The sequence below is a fragment of the Owariibacterium komagatae genome (assembly GCF_045865535.1).
In the GTDB taxonomy this organism is placed as follows: domain Bacteria; phylum Bacillota; class Clostridia; order Oscillospirales; family Ruminococcaceae; genus Ruthenibacterium; species Ruthenibacterium komagatae.
Window position 1 is genome coordinate 990848 of record NZ_AP031406.1, and the last position, 16114, is coordinate 1006961.

A 16114-nucleotide genomic window follows, 5' to 3' on the forward strand; every position below is an offset into this window, starting at 1 on the left:
CTCCCTAAGTTATCTCCTCGAATTTGTTTAAACAATTTTACTCAAAGCGGCGGTGCAATTTTCCATCCACTGGATACGTCTTTCATTTTCTTTTATATCGAGTTTGCTATTTTCCACCTTTGCAGCTAAAGTGCGCAAATAGCCCAATTCCTTTTCCTGTTCTTCAGAAACTTTTTTCAAAAAGGTCATACATTCTCCCCTTTTGTCTTTGAACAAAATAACATAGCTGTTTTCCAACTCCTGCATTCTTTTTTCAAAGTCATCTTGAATCATTTTCACTACTTCACTATAGAGCAATTCAGCACTAATGTATTCTCCATCTGAAACCGTTATAGTTTCCGTAATGGTTTTTGGTTTCCAAAATTTAAACATTCCCAAAAATCCAGCACGCTCCGGATTTGCACGAGTTCTAGTTTCCTGATGACTTTTTTGATAAGTATAGTCACTCTCATTAAAAACATCCGATAAATCTTCTAGTTCCATCAAACTGAGCAGGTCGTCCAGATCCGTCAATTCTTTCACGTTACTGAAATCAATTCCTTCAATTTCCAGCTTTTTAAAACTATTTTGTAACTCTCGGATAATCTGGTAAATTGGATCAAATTTTTGATGCAGTTGTTCATTCAACATTTTGTACAACGCTTCCTGAGCATTTTCTATCAAATCACGTTGTAATTGTTCCAGTTTTCTTAATAACGAATGTTTCTGGTTCACTGGAATATCCTTGTTCATTTTTGATAATACCGCTTGCTCTGCTTTTTTCTCAAATTCAGCACCAAACTCCATAATCGGTTTACGATTAAATTCGATCGTATCAATTTGCTTTTCTATTTCCACCGCTTTTGCATCGAGTTCTTTTTTTTTGCGCGTTGCCTTTTCCAATGCGGCTATGGCTTTTTTCAGATTCTCTTCGCTTTCAGCTATCTGCGCTACATATTTACCATGCATTTCTTCTTCGTTCAGCTTTTTACTGAATGTTTCAATGATACGACTGATTTTATAAGGGTAAGCATACTTTTCCAGATACTCGTTGATTGTCAGTTCCAAGCCGATGACACCGGTGGAGATCAAAGCAAGCATATCTTCGTCACCGGCCTGTTTGGCTTCTTCTTTTTTCCGGTTCAGCTCTGCGCGGCAGGCCGGGCTGAGCAAGGCAACTTCGTCTAAATTTTTTCTACCGAGTTTTCTTACCGCACCGGGCAAATCGTCCCTATCATCGTCAGAGAGATCGAAACCGTTTTTCTGCATCCGCAGAATCTTTGCGGTGCTTGCACTTACCGGGATAATCTGGGTCGCCTCAATTCCGCGCTCCCCCAAATACTTCTGACGCCGACTCAGGATTTCACTGATTTGTCCGTCCTTTTCCGATAACATATCAGCCTTGTTCATTACAAACACAAAGCGTTCCTGCGTCTGCTTACCGCCGCGCTTCATTGTCTTTGCAATATCTTCCAGCAGCGCTGCGTCGGATTCATCCTCCGGTTTTGTGCTGTCCATCACATACAAAATGATCGGCTGCCGCTCTTTATCGTGGAGCACCGTATTGGTCACATCGCGATGTTCCTGCGTCGCAGAGTTGTTCGGCCCCGGGGTATCCAGAATATTCAGGCGCAGCATCGAACCGGAAATACCGGGAATATCCCCGTCCAGATCAACATAAAACACCTTGTCATCCTTGTTGTACTCGTCCAGCAGTTCCGGCGTCGCCAGTCTGCTTTTGTACAAAACCTCCCCCTGCCGAGTGCTGCATTCCACGGTAAATCCTTCCTGATCATCACGGTCATGGATTCGCGTGATTTTCGCGGTGGTTGCGTCGTTTGCTGCCGGCAAAAGATCGCGTCCCAGCAGAGCATTGATGAGCGTAGACTTTCCGCTGCTCATGGTGGCAACTACAGCCAAGTCAAAATCATTTTTGCGCTCTTGCTGATAGCGCTGCTGCAATTCCTCACTGCGCAGTTCTTCCACGGGGGAATCCTTGAATGTTGCCACCAGCTTGTCCAGCTCCTGCAGAACATTTTTATCTTCCCGCAGTTCGCCTTTCAGCGCTCTCAGTATAAAGCGCGTTTTATGATCCTTGCCGCTCTGGCTGTTCCACTGGTCGCAGAAGAGCTGCAGATCCTGGTAGTCGATTTTCCTGCCGGTAAACTCAATTTCCACTTCCCGCTCATTCAACGCATTCTGGATTTCGACAGCAAAACCTTTCCAGTTCGGTGCAGGATAAAACCATGTTTGCAGCCTGCGTCTGCGCAGATATTGTGCCCAAGGCGTTTTGTTTGCACTTTTTCCATTCACCTGAAAACGGCTTTCCAGCAGATACGGATTGTACGAAATTGATAACACCATTTGTCCTGAACTCCTTTTTAGTCTATTTTTTATATTGCTGATGACAAAAGAACATACCAGTATCCATTTATGTATTCAATCAATCCTGACACAGGGTGGAATTCTCAAACGAACAGTTTTTGAATGTCGAGTGCTTTGACAAAATCTCCACACAATCGTTGAATTCACACGAATCCGCATCACTTCTTGCTAAAAAGAGGCAGCATGAATCCCACTGGTCGGAATCCCCCTGCGTTGTAAAATTGCAGCCCAGGATAACATTAAAATCCGTTACTTTTATAAAAGGCGGGACAGAAAAATGGTGTTTTTTCCGAGGCGCAAAGCTGAAATCGCAGCATGCAAATGCTATGCAGTCATATTCCCTTTCCTCCTCGCTGTCATCGTCTAATTCATCCTCATCTTCAATCTCATCCCCAAGGTCATCTTCCTCGTCTTCACTCCGGTTTCCCAAAAGCTTCTTCAGAGGATCCTCCGGGCTGCTGAAAAACTGACCCGCGAAATTTTCCGTTTTCACCTCTGTAGCCAGGAAATTTATACCACTTCTGAAAAAATTCCCAACGCAATCGCAGAAATCCACCTTTTCCAGCTTTACGCGTCCTGTACTGTTCACCGCCCATTGCTCAGTCGAATCAATGGTCAGATTCTCAACCCTGCAGTTTTCAATTTTCAAAACGCCTGAACTCTGAATCAGACATCCGTATTTATCTTTCGACCGCCACGCCTCTCCGGGCTCGGCCCCCTTTATCACACAGTTTTTGAGATTAAGAGACCCCTTTTGCCAGATATCAACGTAGCCACGCGGCGCGATCCGGATCTCACAGTTCTCGCAAACCACATTTGCACCGATATCTACCTTTGCATTCAGATACAGGACCTGATTCATCAGCGCGGCATCCTTCCAAAATTCCCGGTTCGTGCTCACATGGGAGATTGCTTGCTGCTTTGCTTGCTGAAAGTCAATGTTCATCGTTTTTTCACTCCTCAAATAGTGCTGTCTTTTATCTTGCGAATATATGCGTCCTGACTTCCAAGCCACATGTCAATTCCTTTTCCGAACACCTCGGCGGTGACGAGCCAGCCGGTTTCCGTCTTTCGCTCAACTTTTGCGGTGGGCAGCCGGTCGAGCACGGCCTCGATACTGGGCCCGGTGTACTCAAAGCGGATGCGCCGCAGCTCGCCGCCGTACATGAACTGGATGCGCTTGCGCATCTCGCCCTCCTGAAACCGGTCCTTGTACGGAACGTGGAAATGTTCACCTGTCACGGTCAGCGCTTCGATTTTGTCGATGCGGTAAATGGTAGGGGATTGATCCTGCGGGTTTTCGAAGTGTTCTTCCTTATCGATTCCCTCAATGAACGCAGCAAGGTAGAAATAGTACTCGCTGAACAGGATTCCCACCGGCTGGACCCGTCGGGTGACCATATCGTTTTTGTGCGTGCGGTGATAGGTGATCTCCAGAACCTGATGGTTTTCGACCGCAGTGCCGATTGTCCACAGCTGCTCCACAAACATTTTTCCGTGATGCGGCTCGACATAGTGGAATTTCTCATTGGCAATCAGCGACTGCACCTGCTTCAGGCTTTCTCTCGGAGTGCAGCAGCGCACCAGTTTATCCAGGATGGGGAACATTTCATCGCATACCATGCTGCGGCTTTCCAGCAGGATTTTGGCTACGGCCAGCACCTCGCTGTTGGTCAGTGCTGTTGCTTGATCTGCCCTCAGAACATAAGCGCGCGTTTTTGCATCATATACCAGACACCGGGATTCGCCGGAAAGAGTAAAAAAATTCCGAAGGTCTTCAATGTCTCGCTGAATGCTCTTTTCGGCCACCCCGAATTTTCGCGCAAGCTCGCCTTTTCGCAGAGCTTCGCCCCGGGTAAGCATGATGTACAATTCTAAAAGGCGCGTGTTTTTATCGGTATCCGCCATCTTTTTTTCGCCTCCACAGTCATTTTAGCACAAGTGCATACCCCAAAACTGTCCAACCGGCAAAATCTATATTATTTTCTCTATATTTGCAACAATTCTATCATATATTCACGACAAATTCTACTATGTTCTCTTAATATCACTCATATATTCATGGTACACTCAGCAGGAGGTATCGAGTTATGAGTGATATTACAGTCGCACTGGGTAAAAAAATAAGGTCGCTCCGTCAGGCACATGGCTGGACGCAGGAAAATCTTGCCGAGTATGCCGATCTTCATGTATCGTATATTGTTCTTTTGGAAAAGGGAAGCAACCGGGCAACCATTGAGACTCTGGACAAACTGGCAAAGGCCTTTGGCATTTCCATCTCAGATCTGGTCCAGTCTCTGGATGAAGCGCGCGATGATCCCGTGCAGAAACAGCTGCGTGAAGTTCTCGAAGATTTTGTTCAGAAGATCGATGCCATATACAAGCAATGATCATCCGGTTCAGCCATTTTCTGTCCTTCTTCCATGATACGGTCTGCCCGTCTGCAGTTGTTAAGCTGCGAGCATAAAAAAGGAACGATGCCTGCGCATCGTTCCATTTTGTTATTCCATCGCTTCCAGAATTTTCTTGATCTGAGCAACAATGGCATTCAACTGTTCCTCGGCCTGAGGATCTTCTTTCCTTTTTTCAGCCTCTCGGCTGCAGAACTCCAAAAGCTGTTTCAATAATACCAATAAATCAGGTGTCACTTCCATATAATAAGCTCCTCTCCCATGCGAGTCACGAAATCCAAATCAGTTGCTCTGAAAGCGCAGAATAAAAGATCCGTACAATCCGGGATCTGCCCACTTGATAAAATAACATACAACGCGTTAAAAGACGAGCGTTTCTCCTGAAGAAGAGTGCGGGAAAAGAATTTTAATCTGCAGCCGCAACCCGGTAAAACGTACTCTTGCTGACCTTCATCTTCCGCATGGCCTGCGTGGCGGTCAGATTGCCTTTGCGGTATTCGTCTAAAACAGGTTGCAGAGCCGTCCGGTCGATGGGCTTGCGTCCCTTGTATTTTCCAGCCTGTTTGGCGATGGCAATGCCTTCCCGCTGCCGCTGCAGGATGTACTCCCGCTCCAGTTCGGCCACGGCGGCAAATACCGTCAGCATAAATTTTCCCGTGGGCGTGGTCGTATCAATGGCTTCTTTCTTACTGACGAACCCGATGCCCTTGACGTTCAGCTGTTCCATCAGCTCCAACAGATCCCGGGTGTTTCTGGCAATGCGGCTGATGCTCTCTACCACGATGGTATCGCCCTGCCGTGCGAAAGTCAGCATCTCCTGCAGCTGGGGACGGTTCGCATTTTTGCCGCTGGCCTTATCAAGATACACTTTCTCCACGCCCAGTTCCCGCATCAGAACTTCCTGACGGGCACTGTTCTGTTCCGCGGTACTGACGCGGACATACCCGATCAACATAAACTTCATCCTCTCTTCGGTAAAAAAGAAAGCCTGCGGGCTTTCTTTTTTGCTGTTATTCATCCATCCGTGCATAGACAGTTTCTGCAATGGCATCGTAAAACGCTCCCGGCATATTCAGCAGTTCTTCAATATCACTTTCATCGAATCCTTCCTCGAGCAGAAGAAATACATCGTCTTCCAGAAATCCCATATTGCAGGCGGTTTCCATCAGAGTATCCAGAGAGGTGCGCAGATCCTTTCGGTAAAGACGGCGGCTTTGGGGCATCCAGCAGTCATAGTTGCCACAGTCCCACCAGCGCAGATGTTTTTGCAGATTGGACGTATCAAAGCGGCTCATCTGCAGCCGTCCGTCCGGGCGGATACACAGGATGTCCCCTTCGGACAGACTGACGATCTCCTTACTGCTCGGCAGAAAACCGCACCGGGCAAGGGCTTCTTTCAGGATATCTGCGGTGCTGGCATAACAGATCAGGCCGTTTTCAAACCGGTAAATGCAGAGCGGGCTGTTTCCCTTGACCAGATACAAATGATTGAACTGATTGAGAATTGTCAGGGAGAACGAACCTTCCAGCCGGGCAGCTGTATTTCCGATGGTCTCGGCATCCAGCCGTCCGTCCTGCTCCAGAAGCTGCACTGCCACATAGCTGTCCGTCTGGATGTTTGTCTTGGGAAGATGGAAGCGCTTTTTCAGCACATCGTCATTGTGCAACACGCCGTTGTGTGCCAAAGCGAAGCGGGTATCTCCGCATATACCCGGAAAGGGATGGTTGTTGGGGTTGAAGGCACTGTTTCCCTGCGTGGTCATTCGGGTGTGTCCCATGACTGCGGTCGTATGGGCCGGGACGAGCCACGTCATGGAATGAGCGGGAAGCGGCCGCTTGTAGATCCGAAGCGTCTGCCCCTGCACATAGGCGATCCCGCTGGCGTCCGTCCCGCGCTGCTCGCTGGCCGTGGCAAGGCTGCCCGTCAATCTTCGAATCTGCTTCTGGGTCAGAGTGTGCTTCGGGTCACTGAATCCAAACAGTCCGCACATCTGTCACACCTCGCCTTCCGCATTTACCGGTTCATTGATGTACAGACGGCGCTCTTTCAGATACTGTACCAGCTCCGGGTATTGCTGTTCCCGGATCCCCAGCATGAGGTCACTCCAGGACAATGCCTGCAATTCTTCCTGAGACAAAGAAATCGCCGCACTGCACAGTTTCTCTACAAACTGCAGTGTGGCGATCAGTGTATTGTATTTGAGTGTGCCGCGGAAGATGCGGAACTCGATGGTATTGGCGTTGGTCAGATTCACGCATGTGTATCGTCCCTGATAGGACTTCTTGGCATGTTCCAGAATTTCCCGGCCGGTGTCTTTGTATCCGTATCGTGCGGCCCATTGCTCGACCTGACGCTGGGTGCGCCGGGAAAAGCGAAGCAGCTCCTGCCAGAACCGCTCGAACAGATACAGTACATTACCAATGCGTTCATCCTGCTGCGCACTGGTATTTCCGAAGAAGCTGCGGTTCACATGGACATGGAGTCCGCAGGTCGAAGCCTGATGGGAGAAATATCCGAGAGAGCGGATTTTCTCCAATGTTTCTTCCCACGGGACTTCCTGCAAGTGTGCTTTGAGTGTACAGGGATGGGTCACAAGCTCCAGCCCGTCATCCAGACTTCCGTCTGACTTGATGTATCCGTATTCTGCGTTCCGGTTGAACACGGAGAGAATTTTGCGGGCGTTGCCGGAATCCTTTCCGCCATCGTCCACTTCCAGCTCCACGCCCATGTACATGGGTCCGTCTCCGTAGAAAACCGGAATCGGTTTGTACGAGTAGCAGTGGATGGCTTGTCCGGCTTCATGGAAACAATCTTCACAATAGGGGGATGTTTCATCGTCATCGTCTTCCTGATAATACGCGGATGAGAACGAGATCAGGCGGCCACATCGGACGCAGCGGGTGTAGTGCGAATCGTAACAGGATTCGCACAAAGGCGTATCACTGTCTCCGGCATCGTGTTCGCGCCAGATGCGCTCGCCGCAGTAACTGCAGACAGTGGTGTCCGTTTCGGCACAGGACGGACAGACGGCTTCGTCGCCCACATACAGGGCTGTTTCCGGGCGGAGCTCTGCTCCACATTCGGTACAAACAATTTGGCTCATTTTTTCCTACTCCTTTTTGTTTTTGAGAAAACAGTCGGAAGCGGCCATCAGGACGGCGACCGCAAAGGTCAATGCCGCCTCGATGACCGCCTTGTTCAGGGCAGGAATATCTTTTTTGCGAACATATTCATTCCTCCTTTTTCTATCTTCAGAAAAATGATATATGTTTCAGATCTGCGTGGTTGCGGGAGTCAGCCGGAGTGTTTTTCGATGAAGCCGATCAGGTCCTTTTTGTAAATTCTCCAGCTTCCGCCCAGCTTGAATGCCGGAACGATCTGATTCCGGAACAGGCGGTAGACGGTATTCACATGTAAATCCAACAGATCAGCTACCTCAGCCGGACGCAGCATGGCACGGGGATCTTCTGTTTCTTCCCGGACCTGTTCTGTATCCGCATCATAAATCATTGCCATATAGTTCTTCCTTCTTTCTTTGTAAAATTGCTCGTAATTACGGTATCCCATACCGTTTCACCAATTTCCATCAGTTTCACCATGTTTTGCGCAGTATCTGTGTAGTGTTTTTCCCTAAGTGCTTCACAGAGTGCGTTGAGGCTCATTGGTTAACTTTAAATTGCTCTTTCATTTTAGGTGTAATTCTGCAAAAATTATATGTTTACACCGTCTGAACCTGCCTTTGGCTGCAATCCTGACACGAGTTCCAGATATATAAGCGGAGTATAGATGATGTCCGGGTCTTTCTTCGACAGCGGTACCGGCTGAAGCATCACCTGTTCAAAACGCTCCATCAGCTCTCTGTACTGCCGCTTTGGATGCTTGTAAACCCCTACAACACACTGTAGGATTCGCTCTCGGGCCGACTGCGGATCTTTACACAGACGGTACATCTCGACCACTTCCAGCATGTCTGCACAGATCCTGTCGGAAAACCCGGATTTCCGAATTCGTTTTTTCACTTCGCTCCTTTTCAGATAGACACCATACGGCAGTGCCTTTCTCAGCATTCTGCAAATCAGCCGCTGCGATGCATCCGAGAATAATTGGACCTGACCTATTGCATCCGTATCCCGCACTGCATTTTTAGCCAACCATTTTATGATGGCGTCTCTCTTCAATGTAACCTCGATCCGAAGTAACCCTTTATCCATTGAAAAATCGGGCAACCTGCCGTTTTTCTGCACTTCGTACACTTTGTCATATACTTTAATACACTCCTGCTGCAGTGCAATCATATAGGAGTGCATATTTTTTTCGTAGGCTTCCATACCGTATTCCGACTCAGCCGATGAAAAGCTGACCCGATGATATTCGCCTTTGGGCGGCGTCCTGTTTAAAAGCCGTATGATCGTTGTCGGCATGGATTCTTCTTCGAACAGAATATTTGTACACAAGTCAATTCTCGACAGCCGAAATTGTCCTGTCCGGTACGGTAATCCTCGGGTGTCCAGAAATCCCTGAATTCTCTCTTTCAGCTGTCTCTTAACCTCTGCAGTGATTTTTGTAACGCCAAGCGGATTCCGATCTCCGATCAGATTCCGCGGGGAGACCACCAGCTTGAGCCAGACAAAATCCCTCTTTTCCAGATGTAAGCGGATTCCGTATGTACGATAATCGCAAATCGTTCCGTCCTTCTGCTGCCATACGCCTTTTCCTGTCTCGCCTATAATCTCACTGCCTTCGCTATACAGCTTAGCTGCACACTCCCGATATTCGTCAAAACCAGATAACTTTAAATTCAATTCAAGCGTGTGAACACCAAATTGGTTTTCATACAGCTCATAGCCATTACTCATTTATATAGCTCTCCCTTCCGTGTTTTATTGTCTTTATTCTTTCTCATCATACGTATTTATATGGATTAACTTACTTCGATTCTATTCATACCCTCATTCATATGGAGTGCTTTACTTATCCACTGTATATTTCTTTATTATATTTGTGTTCTTTGTGTATTTTGTTATTAGCGGCGAACATGTAGGTAATTGAGGAGACCGTATGTTTCCTTACATAATTTGTTAGAGTTGAATAAAAAAATAAGCGTCTGCCTTTCGACAGACGCTTACTCATCGATTACACTTTGCTTCTCGGTTATTTTTAATTCTGTGTTTTCTACCACTCAACACTAATAGCCTATTCTTCACTAAGTACAAAATGCTGACAATTTGAATTCATTTGACATGAGTAACTGATGTAAAAGTGTAAATTATTACAAAATTACACTTCTCTCAGAATACGAGCACACTATCATATACCAACCCATTAGTTTTTCTTTTGCCATCTTGACCAAAGCCAATCATACCATGGTGTTTCTTTTTTTATATCCAACACTCTTTCTTCCCATTTTAATAAACCCGTATGTAAGTATTTCTCGTCTGGAAATACCATTTGCAGGTAGCGCAAGGTATGATAAAGCAACTTGTCATTTTGCTCCCAAGTAGAGAGCGCCTTTTGGGCCACTAAATCCAGCAGACCATAATCATGTTCCTCTTCCGGAAATTCATTGAACATTCCCCCTTCATAATCTCCGTTCTCATCCACTTCAATTTGAGGAACTTCATAATTAAATATTTGATCAATTCTATTTTTAAAGTCCTCTTCAAAAGTAGCTTTATGTTCAACGATACGGGCAAATCTCATCTTCACTTCTTCTGATTCTGTTTCAAGCAAACTTTTATTAGGTAATGTACCATGGTTATTTTTTATCAGCTCATACAAACTCGGCCTTGCCCACAGCAGTATCAGCATATCACTCCAAAAGGCGCGTTGCTCCTTTTCTGCAGCAAAATGCCCTGTTAAAAGATATGCCACATCAAAGTTTCTTCTGAGGTTCCGATCGAACGGAATAAAATACCCTCCTGAGAATGCATCAATTAGCTCTTTCTCGTTCTTTTCAGATATCGTCTTTTGGTGCTTACTCTCAGTCCCCTCCTTTAACAGACTTTCAAATGAAGACAACAGGAACGACAAATATGCTTCAGAACTTACTTTTATAAACGTTCCTTTTCTCAACCACCCTCTCCGCTCAGCATCTCGGAGCATCCCTAACGTGTTAATATTATCAATTCCAAACATGCAACTGAGTAGACGCGTCCGATATTCGAACAGCAGGAAATTATCCACTCTGCTTTCTGGTGCAGACTCTAGTAACACAAATAAAAAGCGTACCACTTTCTGATAATTCTTTTTTTCCTTGCCCCGATCAAACCACGAGGTATATGCTTGGTAATATCCGTTAGAAAACCAACACTCCTTACCCAGCTTTTCTTCACTAAAGGGAAATTTTTTGGGGAGATAGCGTCTCCAGATATTCTTTTCAACATTAACTGATTCTGCAAAATAAAGCGCCGTTTCGCACCAAAGCGGATACCAATAGAATACATCATCACTTCTAAGAGAACTGTTGGATTTCGTATTTCGCTGCACATCTTTTAAACTATTTTTCAGTTCTACCACTGTCTTCCAAATTTCGTCCTCAAACAATACATCATAGTCTAGTGAATCAAAGAGGCCACAAAAAGTTTTCTTATTACCCAAAATTATCTTCTTTTTTTCTTTTTTTTGAGCTGCCTCAAGGTCGTTGTCTTCTACTATACCACCAACTATAAGGGTATGCTTTTTTGTACCCTTCTTGTTTGTACCCTTCTTATTTGTATCCTCCTTATTTGTATCCTTAAAGAATTCGATGTTAGATCCAACTTCTATATCCAAACCTTCATCTTTAACAAAATATACCTTAGTGCATTCACTACAAATACCGCCGCAATGAACCCGCGATTGGTGTTCTACCGAACAACTGTACAATATTCCTGTGTATGTTTTATTTGCAACTGTAAATTTCACTTCACAGGGCTCTAACAATGAATTTTCTTCATAATATGTATGCGCTTTATCCCACAAAGATTTGAAGTATACATCTTTTGAAAACGGCTCCGTCAGGCTTTCATTATATGGAGTGACTTGTAATGCTTTATAGCATGCTTCTGCCTCTTGGGTAAGCTCAATATATAAAGGTTCGAAATTCATTTTAAATTCCAGATTGTTTTTTCGTCTTTCACTTGCTTTATTGCTTTTTTCCTCTTTCATCAACCATCCCTCATTCTTTAAGTTCTGTTGTCTTTCCTTAGCCAATACACTCTGATAAAGTTATTCCGTTTTTTTCTCATTTGTAGAATAGAAAAAGTTAGTATAAACAAACTACAAGTTGACTCCTCTGTCAAAGGTCTATACAACACTGTAAAATAAGTTTAGCCGGCAACCCGAAGCATCAACCAGATGATCTGTTAAGTCCGGGCTTGGCACATCATCTTTTTTATTGAAAAGGAGAGCTTGTCAATGAAAAAAAACGACCTGTTTATCCCCATGCAACCTATTGATTGGACCGAGCTGTCGTCGGGCTTAACAGCCGACATTCCTCTGGCCACCGAAGAAGAGCACGACTATGAGGATTACAAACCGCTTGATTGCTTTGCCAGCCGGGAAGAGCCAGCACTGTCTAAACATCCGAAAAAAAAGAACTGGAAAAAACGTCTGCGCAAGGCCGAAGAGAAGTTTCAGGCCAAACAGCAGGAGCTGACACACGCCCAAAAAGAACTGGAATCGTGGCAACTGCACGCAGCTGGACTTCTTAGTGCTGTAGCTCAGGAGCGGAGAGCACGAAACCAGGCGGAACTCGAGAATACCTCCCGGCAGGTTGCACTCATAATGTCTGAGGCAATTCGCCGAGGGCAAGCAGCTGAAGCCTTCCAAGATTTGGCATTTGGTGGAACGGACACCCTCCTGTCACGTGGTCGGTGGCTGTTTCAAGGAGGTAACCTTGACCGCACTGTTCCTCATCGGAAGCCTCGGCCGGACGGCTACGTGCTTCCGGACAAGAATTGGCGGATCCTTGACGATCAGAAACCCGAGGACGAACACGAAGAGGGGTGAAAAAATGGCCACATCTGAATACATTCGGAAAAGTGATGGCACGTATAAAACGGTTGCGGGCAAAAAGGAACTACAGAAACTGTTCACTTTTTGGCCACAGGTTTCCAACGCGCGCATCGAGCGCACGGATGAAGGCGACCAAGTTCACTTTGATCTGCAGCTGTCCACCAGCACGGCTAAAACCGTGCTGAGCAATCAGACGGAACGCGGTCTTCGCAAGTTGGCATGGGACACCTTGCCTCCGGCCTTCCGCTTGTGTCCACCAATTCGAATGCATCATGAGTGCTTTCTGGAGTTGGTTCAGCAGCAACTCTCCTCGTTGGAATTGCCTGTTACCTATACCCCCAGCAAGAACGGCTGGAATCAAGTCAACGATACATACTATTTTTTGTTCGGTGACCGGTTAATTCTTCCGCCGGAACTGGAAGGGCAAGTATCACTGCCACAGGAAATCGCGCTACGGGTATCCCTTGCTCAGGAGCTGACTGAACAGCAGATTGCCGGATGGTTCACTCATGTCCTCTGCAGTGTGCCGCATTTGAGTCTGCCTCTTTGCCTGTCTAACATTCTGGGACTGCTTTCTAGTCGGCTACAGGCCCTCGGCCGCATTCCCGAAGGATGGCTCTGGGTGGTAGGCCGATCGAGCGCCGGGAAAACGAGCTTGGTACAGACTTTGTGCTGCCTATACAATCGGGACAGCGGGCTGAAATCATGCACCATCCCCGCCAGCAGTACCGTTGCATATGCAAGCAACAGGATACAACAGCTGCAGGACACCGTTTGTATCATCGATGATAAAGCCATCACCGAGGGAACTACGCTTTCAGGGCGGCAGACAGCACTGATTGATTCCTTGATACGTAGCAGCACCAATCACGCGACTCGAGGGGTGTTTGGTCGCGCTGAAAAACCGGCTTGCTGCTATTTCGTAGGCACAGCTGAAGCCGGATTTCAAGCAGAGTCGGTCGCCAATCGCGGCATCGTTCTCAAAATTGGGGCCGATCGGATCGATTTTTCCGCTTTGAATGATTGCCTAGATGATAGTCACCACCGGCTTGAAGCCTTTTGGTTTAATTTTACCCGATGGCTAGTGATGAATCAAGACCTAGATACCTGGCTCCAAACGCGTACACAGCAGGCCACTCATCTGGAGGGAAGCCATCAACTGGAAAGCCCTCGTGTTGCTTCGCACATCGCGTTTTTCCATATGGCGGGCGATTTGCTGTTGGATTATTTTGACAGCTTGAAACTCTGGGAAGAAGAGATTGCCGCCAAATGGCGTTCAACTGTTCATGAGCAGTTGAACCAACTGTATAATCGGCAGCTTGTCCTGTTATCCCGCCTTCGCGAGCAGAATGATCCCAACGTGTTTGCGCGAACCATTGCCGATCTGGTCCGCAGCGGTACGCTGCGAATCGTACCGAGCATACACCTTGCATTTCCATCACACTGCGATGCTTTCAAATACACCTCTGGCCGTGGGGAGGTATTTGTCTGCTTTCATTCGAACATTTTGATGCGGACACTGGAGGAACGCGGACTGCATGCTACGTATGCCAAGCTGCGTCAAACACTTTTACCTCCGGGCATCTTAATCCCGGACTGTGATGGCAAGGTCACTCGAAACATCGGTGGGACACGAGGCGTCCAGATCAGCTGGACACGGCTTGTGGACGTCTTGTCTCATCAGTGAAACCCGACTCCATGCATTACGCGCCGCAACTAGGCGCTTCTGTAAGGTATATTATTGAAATGACATTACATATATTAGGAGGTTATGTCATGAACGATATGCAACAAGGTAAGCAAAATCAGCCCACAAAAGAGAATCAGTTTTTTGATCTTCCTCTTCTCTTGACCGTTGCGGACATTCAGCGGATTCTTGGCCTGTCCAAGACCAGCGTCGGATATCTGGTGCATCGGAAAGATTTTCCTCTGGTGCAGCTGTCGCCCCGCAAATACATTATTCCGCGAGATCGATTCCTACGGTGGATCGATTCACAGGCCATGCACTAAAAACAACGCAGGGGGGGGCAGAAAAATCTGCCCCCTATCTTATGAAAAAAGGCAGGAGAAGAAAATGGCAAAGTACAACAACATTTATCATCGAAATGATGGACGCTGGGAAGGCCGCGTTCTTCTCGGACGTAATCCAAGCACCGGCAAGCCGCAGTATAAAACTTTTTACGGCAAAACACAGTCCGAAGTACGCCAGAAAATCAAGAATGGTCTTACATTGCTGGAAGACGGCGTGCAACTCACTGGTGAAAAATGGGAACTGGGAAAATGGCTAGACCATTGGCTTTCAAATTACAAACGCAATGAAGTCGCCAAAACGACATACGATAACTACCGATTTGCCCTGGTACATATCAAAACCGCTATCGGGAAATCCTATCTTGCCGATTTGAATACCGATATGATTCAGCTTGCGATCAACGAGCTTGCCCAAAGCGGGAGAAAACGCACCATAAAAATCACACACTGTATCTTAAGCGCCGCTTTGGATCAAGCGGTCGAGAATGGTCTGCTCGCCAAAAATCCGGCAAAAGCGGTCATCCTGCCTCGGCAGCAGTCTAAAAACGCGCGTGTTTTGAGTGTTGAAGATCAGCAACTGTTTATCCGTGCGCTGCGCGGACAGAGGCTCGCCAATCTCTTTATGCTGCAAATTGCAACAGGATTGCGACCAGGAGAAGCACTGGGACTCACGTGGGATAATGTGGATTTTGAAAACAAGATTCTTCATATCACAAAAGCCGTACGACGGGAACGCGATGATAACGACATCTCGCATATGGTCTTCGCACCAACCAAGACAAAGCGTTCTCGTGATATGGAGCTTCTGGATGAAGCAATCGAAATTTTGAAACGTCAGCGTGAACTGCAAAACGCGGAGAAAAAACGTCTCGGAAACGCCTACACAGATCTCAATTTAATTTTCGCAACCAAAACCGGACAAATATTGGAACGGCCTCATGTCGCACAGACCTTAGCACTCATCCGAAAACAAATGCGTATCATCCGAGCCGAAGAACTCCACAAAGATATCAGTGAGGTCGAAGAGCCCAATTTCACACTACATTCTTTGCGCCACACCTTTGCAACCCGCGCATTGGAGCAGGATATTCCGTTGAAAGTTGTATCTGACTGGTTGGGGCACACAACCATCCGGATTACCGGCGATATTTACTCTCATGCGCTTCCCGCAAAGCGCAGAAACAGTATTCAGAGATTAACAGGGATCACCACAGACCATTACAAAAATGGTCAAAATCGTGGTCAAGTCCAAAATGATGAGTAAAAGCTAATGAAAAAACCACGTAGAAATCGCCATAAAACAGCGTATCTA

At 46.7% G+C, this 16114-nt stretch carries 15 protein-coding genes; 5 read left to right on the top strand and 10 right to left on the bottom strand.

The window, feature by feature from the left end; all coding sequences use genetic code 11:
• Nucleotides 1-27: 27 nt before the first annotated feature.
• The 3 genes from ACKTS9_RS04990 to ACKTS9_RS05000 all read right to left on the bottom strand — a co-directional run bounded on the left by ACKTS9_RS04990 (nucleotide 28) and on the right by ACKTS9_RS05000 (nucleotide 4272).
• Entirely contained in the window at nucleotides 28-2343 is a 2316-nt protein-coding gene (locus ACKTS9_RS04990; RefSeq protein WP_407879352.1) for a dynamin family protein, read from the bottom strand.
• 79 nt (nucleotides 2344-2422) lie between these two features.
• Complete coding sequence (locus ACKTS9_RS04995; protein ID WP_407879355.1) at nucleotides 2423-3379, bottom strand: hypothetical protein; 957 nt, start codon at nucleotides 3377-3379, stop codon at nucleotides 2423-2425.
• A complete protein-coding gene (locus ACKTS9_RS05000) occupies nucleotides 3325-4272 on the bottom strand; it encodes a helix-turn-helix transcriptional regulator (protein WP_407879357.1) in 948 nt (315 codons plus the stop codon). Before ACKTS9_RS05000 ends, ACKTS9_RS04995 begins: the two co-directional genes overlap by 55 nt.
• Before the next feature lie 182 nt (nucleotides 4273-4454).
• Here ACKTS9_RS05000 and ACKTS9_RS05005 point away from each other — a divergent pair, with 182 nt between their 5' ends.
• Nucleotides 4455-4754, top strand: a complete 300-nt coding sequence (locus tag ACKTS9_RS05005; RefSeq protein WP_349216677.1) for a helix-turn-helix domain-containing protein — start codon at nucleotides 4455-4457, stop codon at nucleotides 4752-4754.
• Between the two features lie 111 nt (nucleotides 4755-4865).
• Here the strand turns inward: ACKTS9_RS05005 and ACKTS9_RS05010 are convergent, their stop codons facing one another.
• The 7 genes from ACKTS9_RS05010 to ACKTS9_RS05040 form a co-directional block, all read right to left on the bottom strand.
• On the bottom strand, nucleotides 4866-5018 hold the full coding sequence (locus ACKTS9_RS05010) for a hypothetical protein (protein ID WP_407879359.1): 153 nt from the start codon (nucleotides 5016-5018) through the stop codon (nucleotides 4866-4868).
• A gap of 163 nt (nucleotides 5019-5181) precedes the next feature.
• On the bottom strand, nucleotides 5182-5730 hold the full coding sequence (locus ACKTS9_RS05015) for a recombinase family protein (protein WP_407879361.1): 549 nt from the start codon (nucleotides 5728-5730) through the stop codon (nucleotides 5182-5184).
• Nucleotides 5731-5785: 55 nt separating this feature from the next.
• Entirely contained in the window at nucleotides 5786-6766 is a 981-nt protein-coding gene (locus tag ACKTS9_RS05020; protein ID WP_407879363.1) for a class II glutamine amidotransferase, read from the bottom strand.
• Nucleotides 6767-6769: 3 nt separating this feature from the next.
• Nucleotides 6770-7879: an amidoligase family protein gene (locus tag ACKTS9_RS05025; RefSeq protein WP_407879365.1), complete on the bottom strand. Its 1110-nt coding sequence runs from the start codon at nucleotides 7877-7879 to the stop codon at nucleotides 6770-6772.
• Between the two features lie 191 nt (nucleotides 7880-8070).
• A complete protein-coding gene (locus tag ACKTS9_RS05030) occupies nucleotides 8071-8292 on the bottom strand; it encodes a helix-turn-helix domain-containing protein (protein WP_407879367.1) in 222 nt (73 codons plus the stop codon).
• A gap of 194 nt (nucleotides 8293-8486) precedes the next feature.
• Entirely contained in the window at nucleotides 8487-9632 is a 1146-nt protein-coding gene (locus ACKTS9_RS05035) for a hypothetical protein (protein WP_407879369.1), read from the bottom strand.
• Nucleotides 9633-10098: 466 nt separating this feature from the next.
• A complete protein-coding gene (locus tag ACKTS9_RS05040; protein WP_407879371.1) occupies nucleotides 10099-11922 on the bottom strand; it encodes a hypothetical protein in 1824 nt (607 codons plus the stop codon).
• A 249-nt stretch (nucleotides 11923-12171) separates the two neighbouring features.
• Between ACKTS9_RS05040 and ACKTS9_RS05045 the strand changes: the two genes are divergently transcribed.
• From ACKTS9_RS05045 to ACKTS9_RS05060, 4 genes are all read left to right on the top strand, one after another.
• Nucleotides 12172-12765: a hypothetical protein gene (locus ACKTS9_RS05045; protein ID WP_407879373.1), complete on the top strand. Its 594-nt coding sequence runs from the start codon at nucleotides 12172-12174 to the stop codon at nucleotides 12763-12765.
• A gap of 4 nt (nucleotides 12766-12769) precedes the next feature.
• Nucleotides 12770-14458, top strand: coding sequence for a hypothetical protein (locus tag ACKTS9_RS05050; protein ID WP_407879375.1), 1689 nt, complete (start codon nucleotides 12770-12772; stop codon nucleotides 14456-14458).
• 89 nt (nucleotides 14459-14547) lie between these two features.
• On the top strand, nucleotides 14548-14781 hold the full coding sequence (locus ACKTS9_RS05055) for a helix-turn-helix domain-containing protein (RefSeq protein ID WP_407879377.1): 234 nt from the start codon (nucleotides 14548-14550) through the stop codon (nucleotides 14779-14781).
• 64 nt (nucleotides 14782-14845) lie between these two features.
• Nucleotides 14846-16066 (top strand): tyrosine-type recombinase/integrase, encoded by a 1221-nt coding sequence (locus tag ACKTS9_RS05060; RefSeq protein ID WP_407879379.1) that lies wholly within the window; start codon nucleotides 14846-14848, stop codon nucleotides 16064-16066.
• Nucleotides 16067-16114 lie beyond the last annotated feature (48 nt).

What these genes read in the sequence shown, in the direction of transcription:
- ACKTS9_RS05035 (WP_407879369.1), bottom strand. Translation starts at nt 9,632, where the DNA reads ATGAGTAATGGCTATGAGCTGTATGAAAACCAATTTGGTGTTCACACG.
- ACKTS9_RS05015 (WP_407879361.1), bottom strand. Translation starts at nt 5,730, where the DNA reads ATGTTGATCGGGTATGTCCGCGTCAGTACCGCGGAACAGAACAGTGCC.
- ACKTS9_RS04990 (WP_407879352.1), bottom strand. Translation starts at nt 2,343, where the DNA reads ATGGTGTTATCAATTTCGTACAATCCGTATCTGCTGGAAAGCCGTTTT.
- ACKTS9_RS05000 (WP_407879357.1), bottom strand. Translation starts at nt 4,272, where the DNA reads ATGGCGGATACCGATAAAAACACGCGCCTTTTAGAATTGTACATCATG.
- ACKTS9_RS05050 (WP_407879375.1), top strand. Translation starts at nt 12,770, where the DNA reads ATGGCCACATCTGAATACATTCGGAAAAGTGATGGCACGTATAAAACG.
- ACKTS9_RS05055 (WP_407879377.1), top strand. Translation starts at nt 14,548, where the DNA reads ATGAACGATATGCAACAAGGTAAGCAAAATCAGCCCACAAAAGAGAAT.
- ACKTS9_RS05020 (WP_407879363.1), bottom strand. Translation starts at nt 6,766, where the DNA reads ATGTGCGGACTGTTTGGATTCAGTGACCCGAAGCACACTCTGACCCAG.
- ACKTS9_RS05030 (WP_407879367.1), bottom strand. Translation starts at nt 8,292, where the DNA reads ATGGCAATGATTTATGATGCGGATACAGAACAGGTCCGGGAAGAAACA.
- ACKTS9_RS05005 (WP_349216677.1), top strand. Translation starts at nt 4,455, where the DNA reads ATGAGTGATATTACAGTCGCACTGGGTAAAAAAATAAGGTCGCTCCGT.
- ACKTS9_RS05045 (WP_407879373.1), top strand. Translation starts at nt 12,172, where the DNA reads ATGAAAAAAAACGACCTGTTTATCCCCATGCAACCTATTGATTGGACC.
- ACKTS9_RS05040 (WP_407879371.1), bottom strand. Translation starts at nt 11,922, where the DNA reads ATGAAAGAGGAAAAAAGCAATAAAGCAAGTGAAAGACGAAAAAACAAT.
- ACKTS9_RS05025 (WP_407879365.1), bottom strand. Translation starts at nt 7,879, where the DNA reads ATGAGCCAAATTGTTTGTACCGAATGTGGAGCAGAGCTCCGCCCGGAA.
- ACKTS9_RS05010 (WP_407879359.1), bottom strand. Translation starts at nt 5,018, where the DNA reads ATGGAAGTGACACCTGATTTATTGGTATTATTGAAACAGCTTTTGGAG.
- ACKTS9_RS05060 (WP_407879379.1), top strand. Translation starts at nt 14,846, where the DNA reads ATGGCAAAGTACAACAACATTTATCATCGAAATGATGGACGCTGGGAA.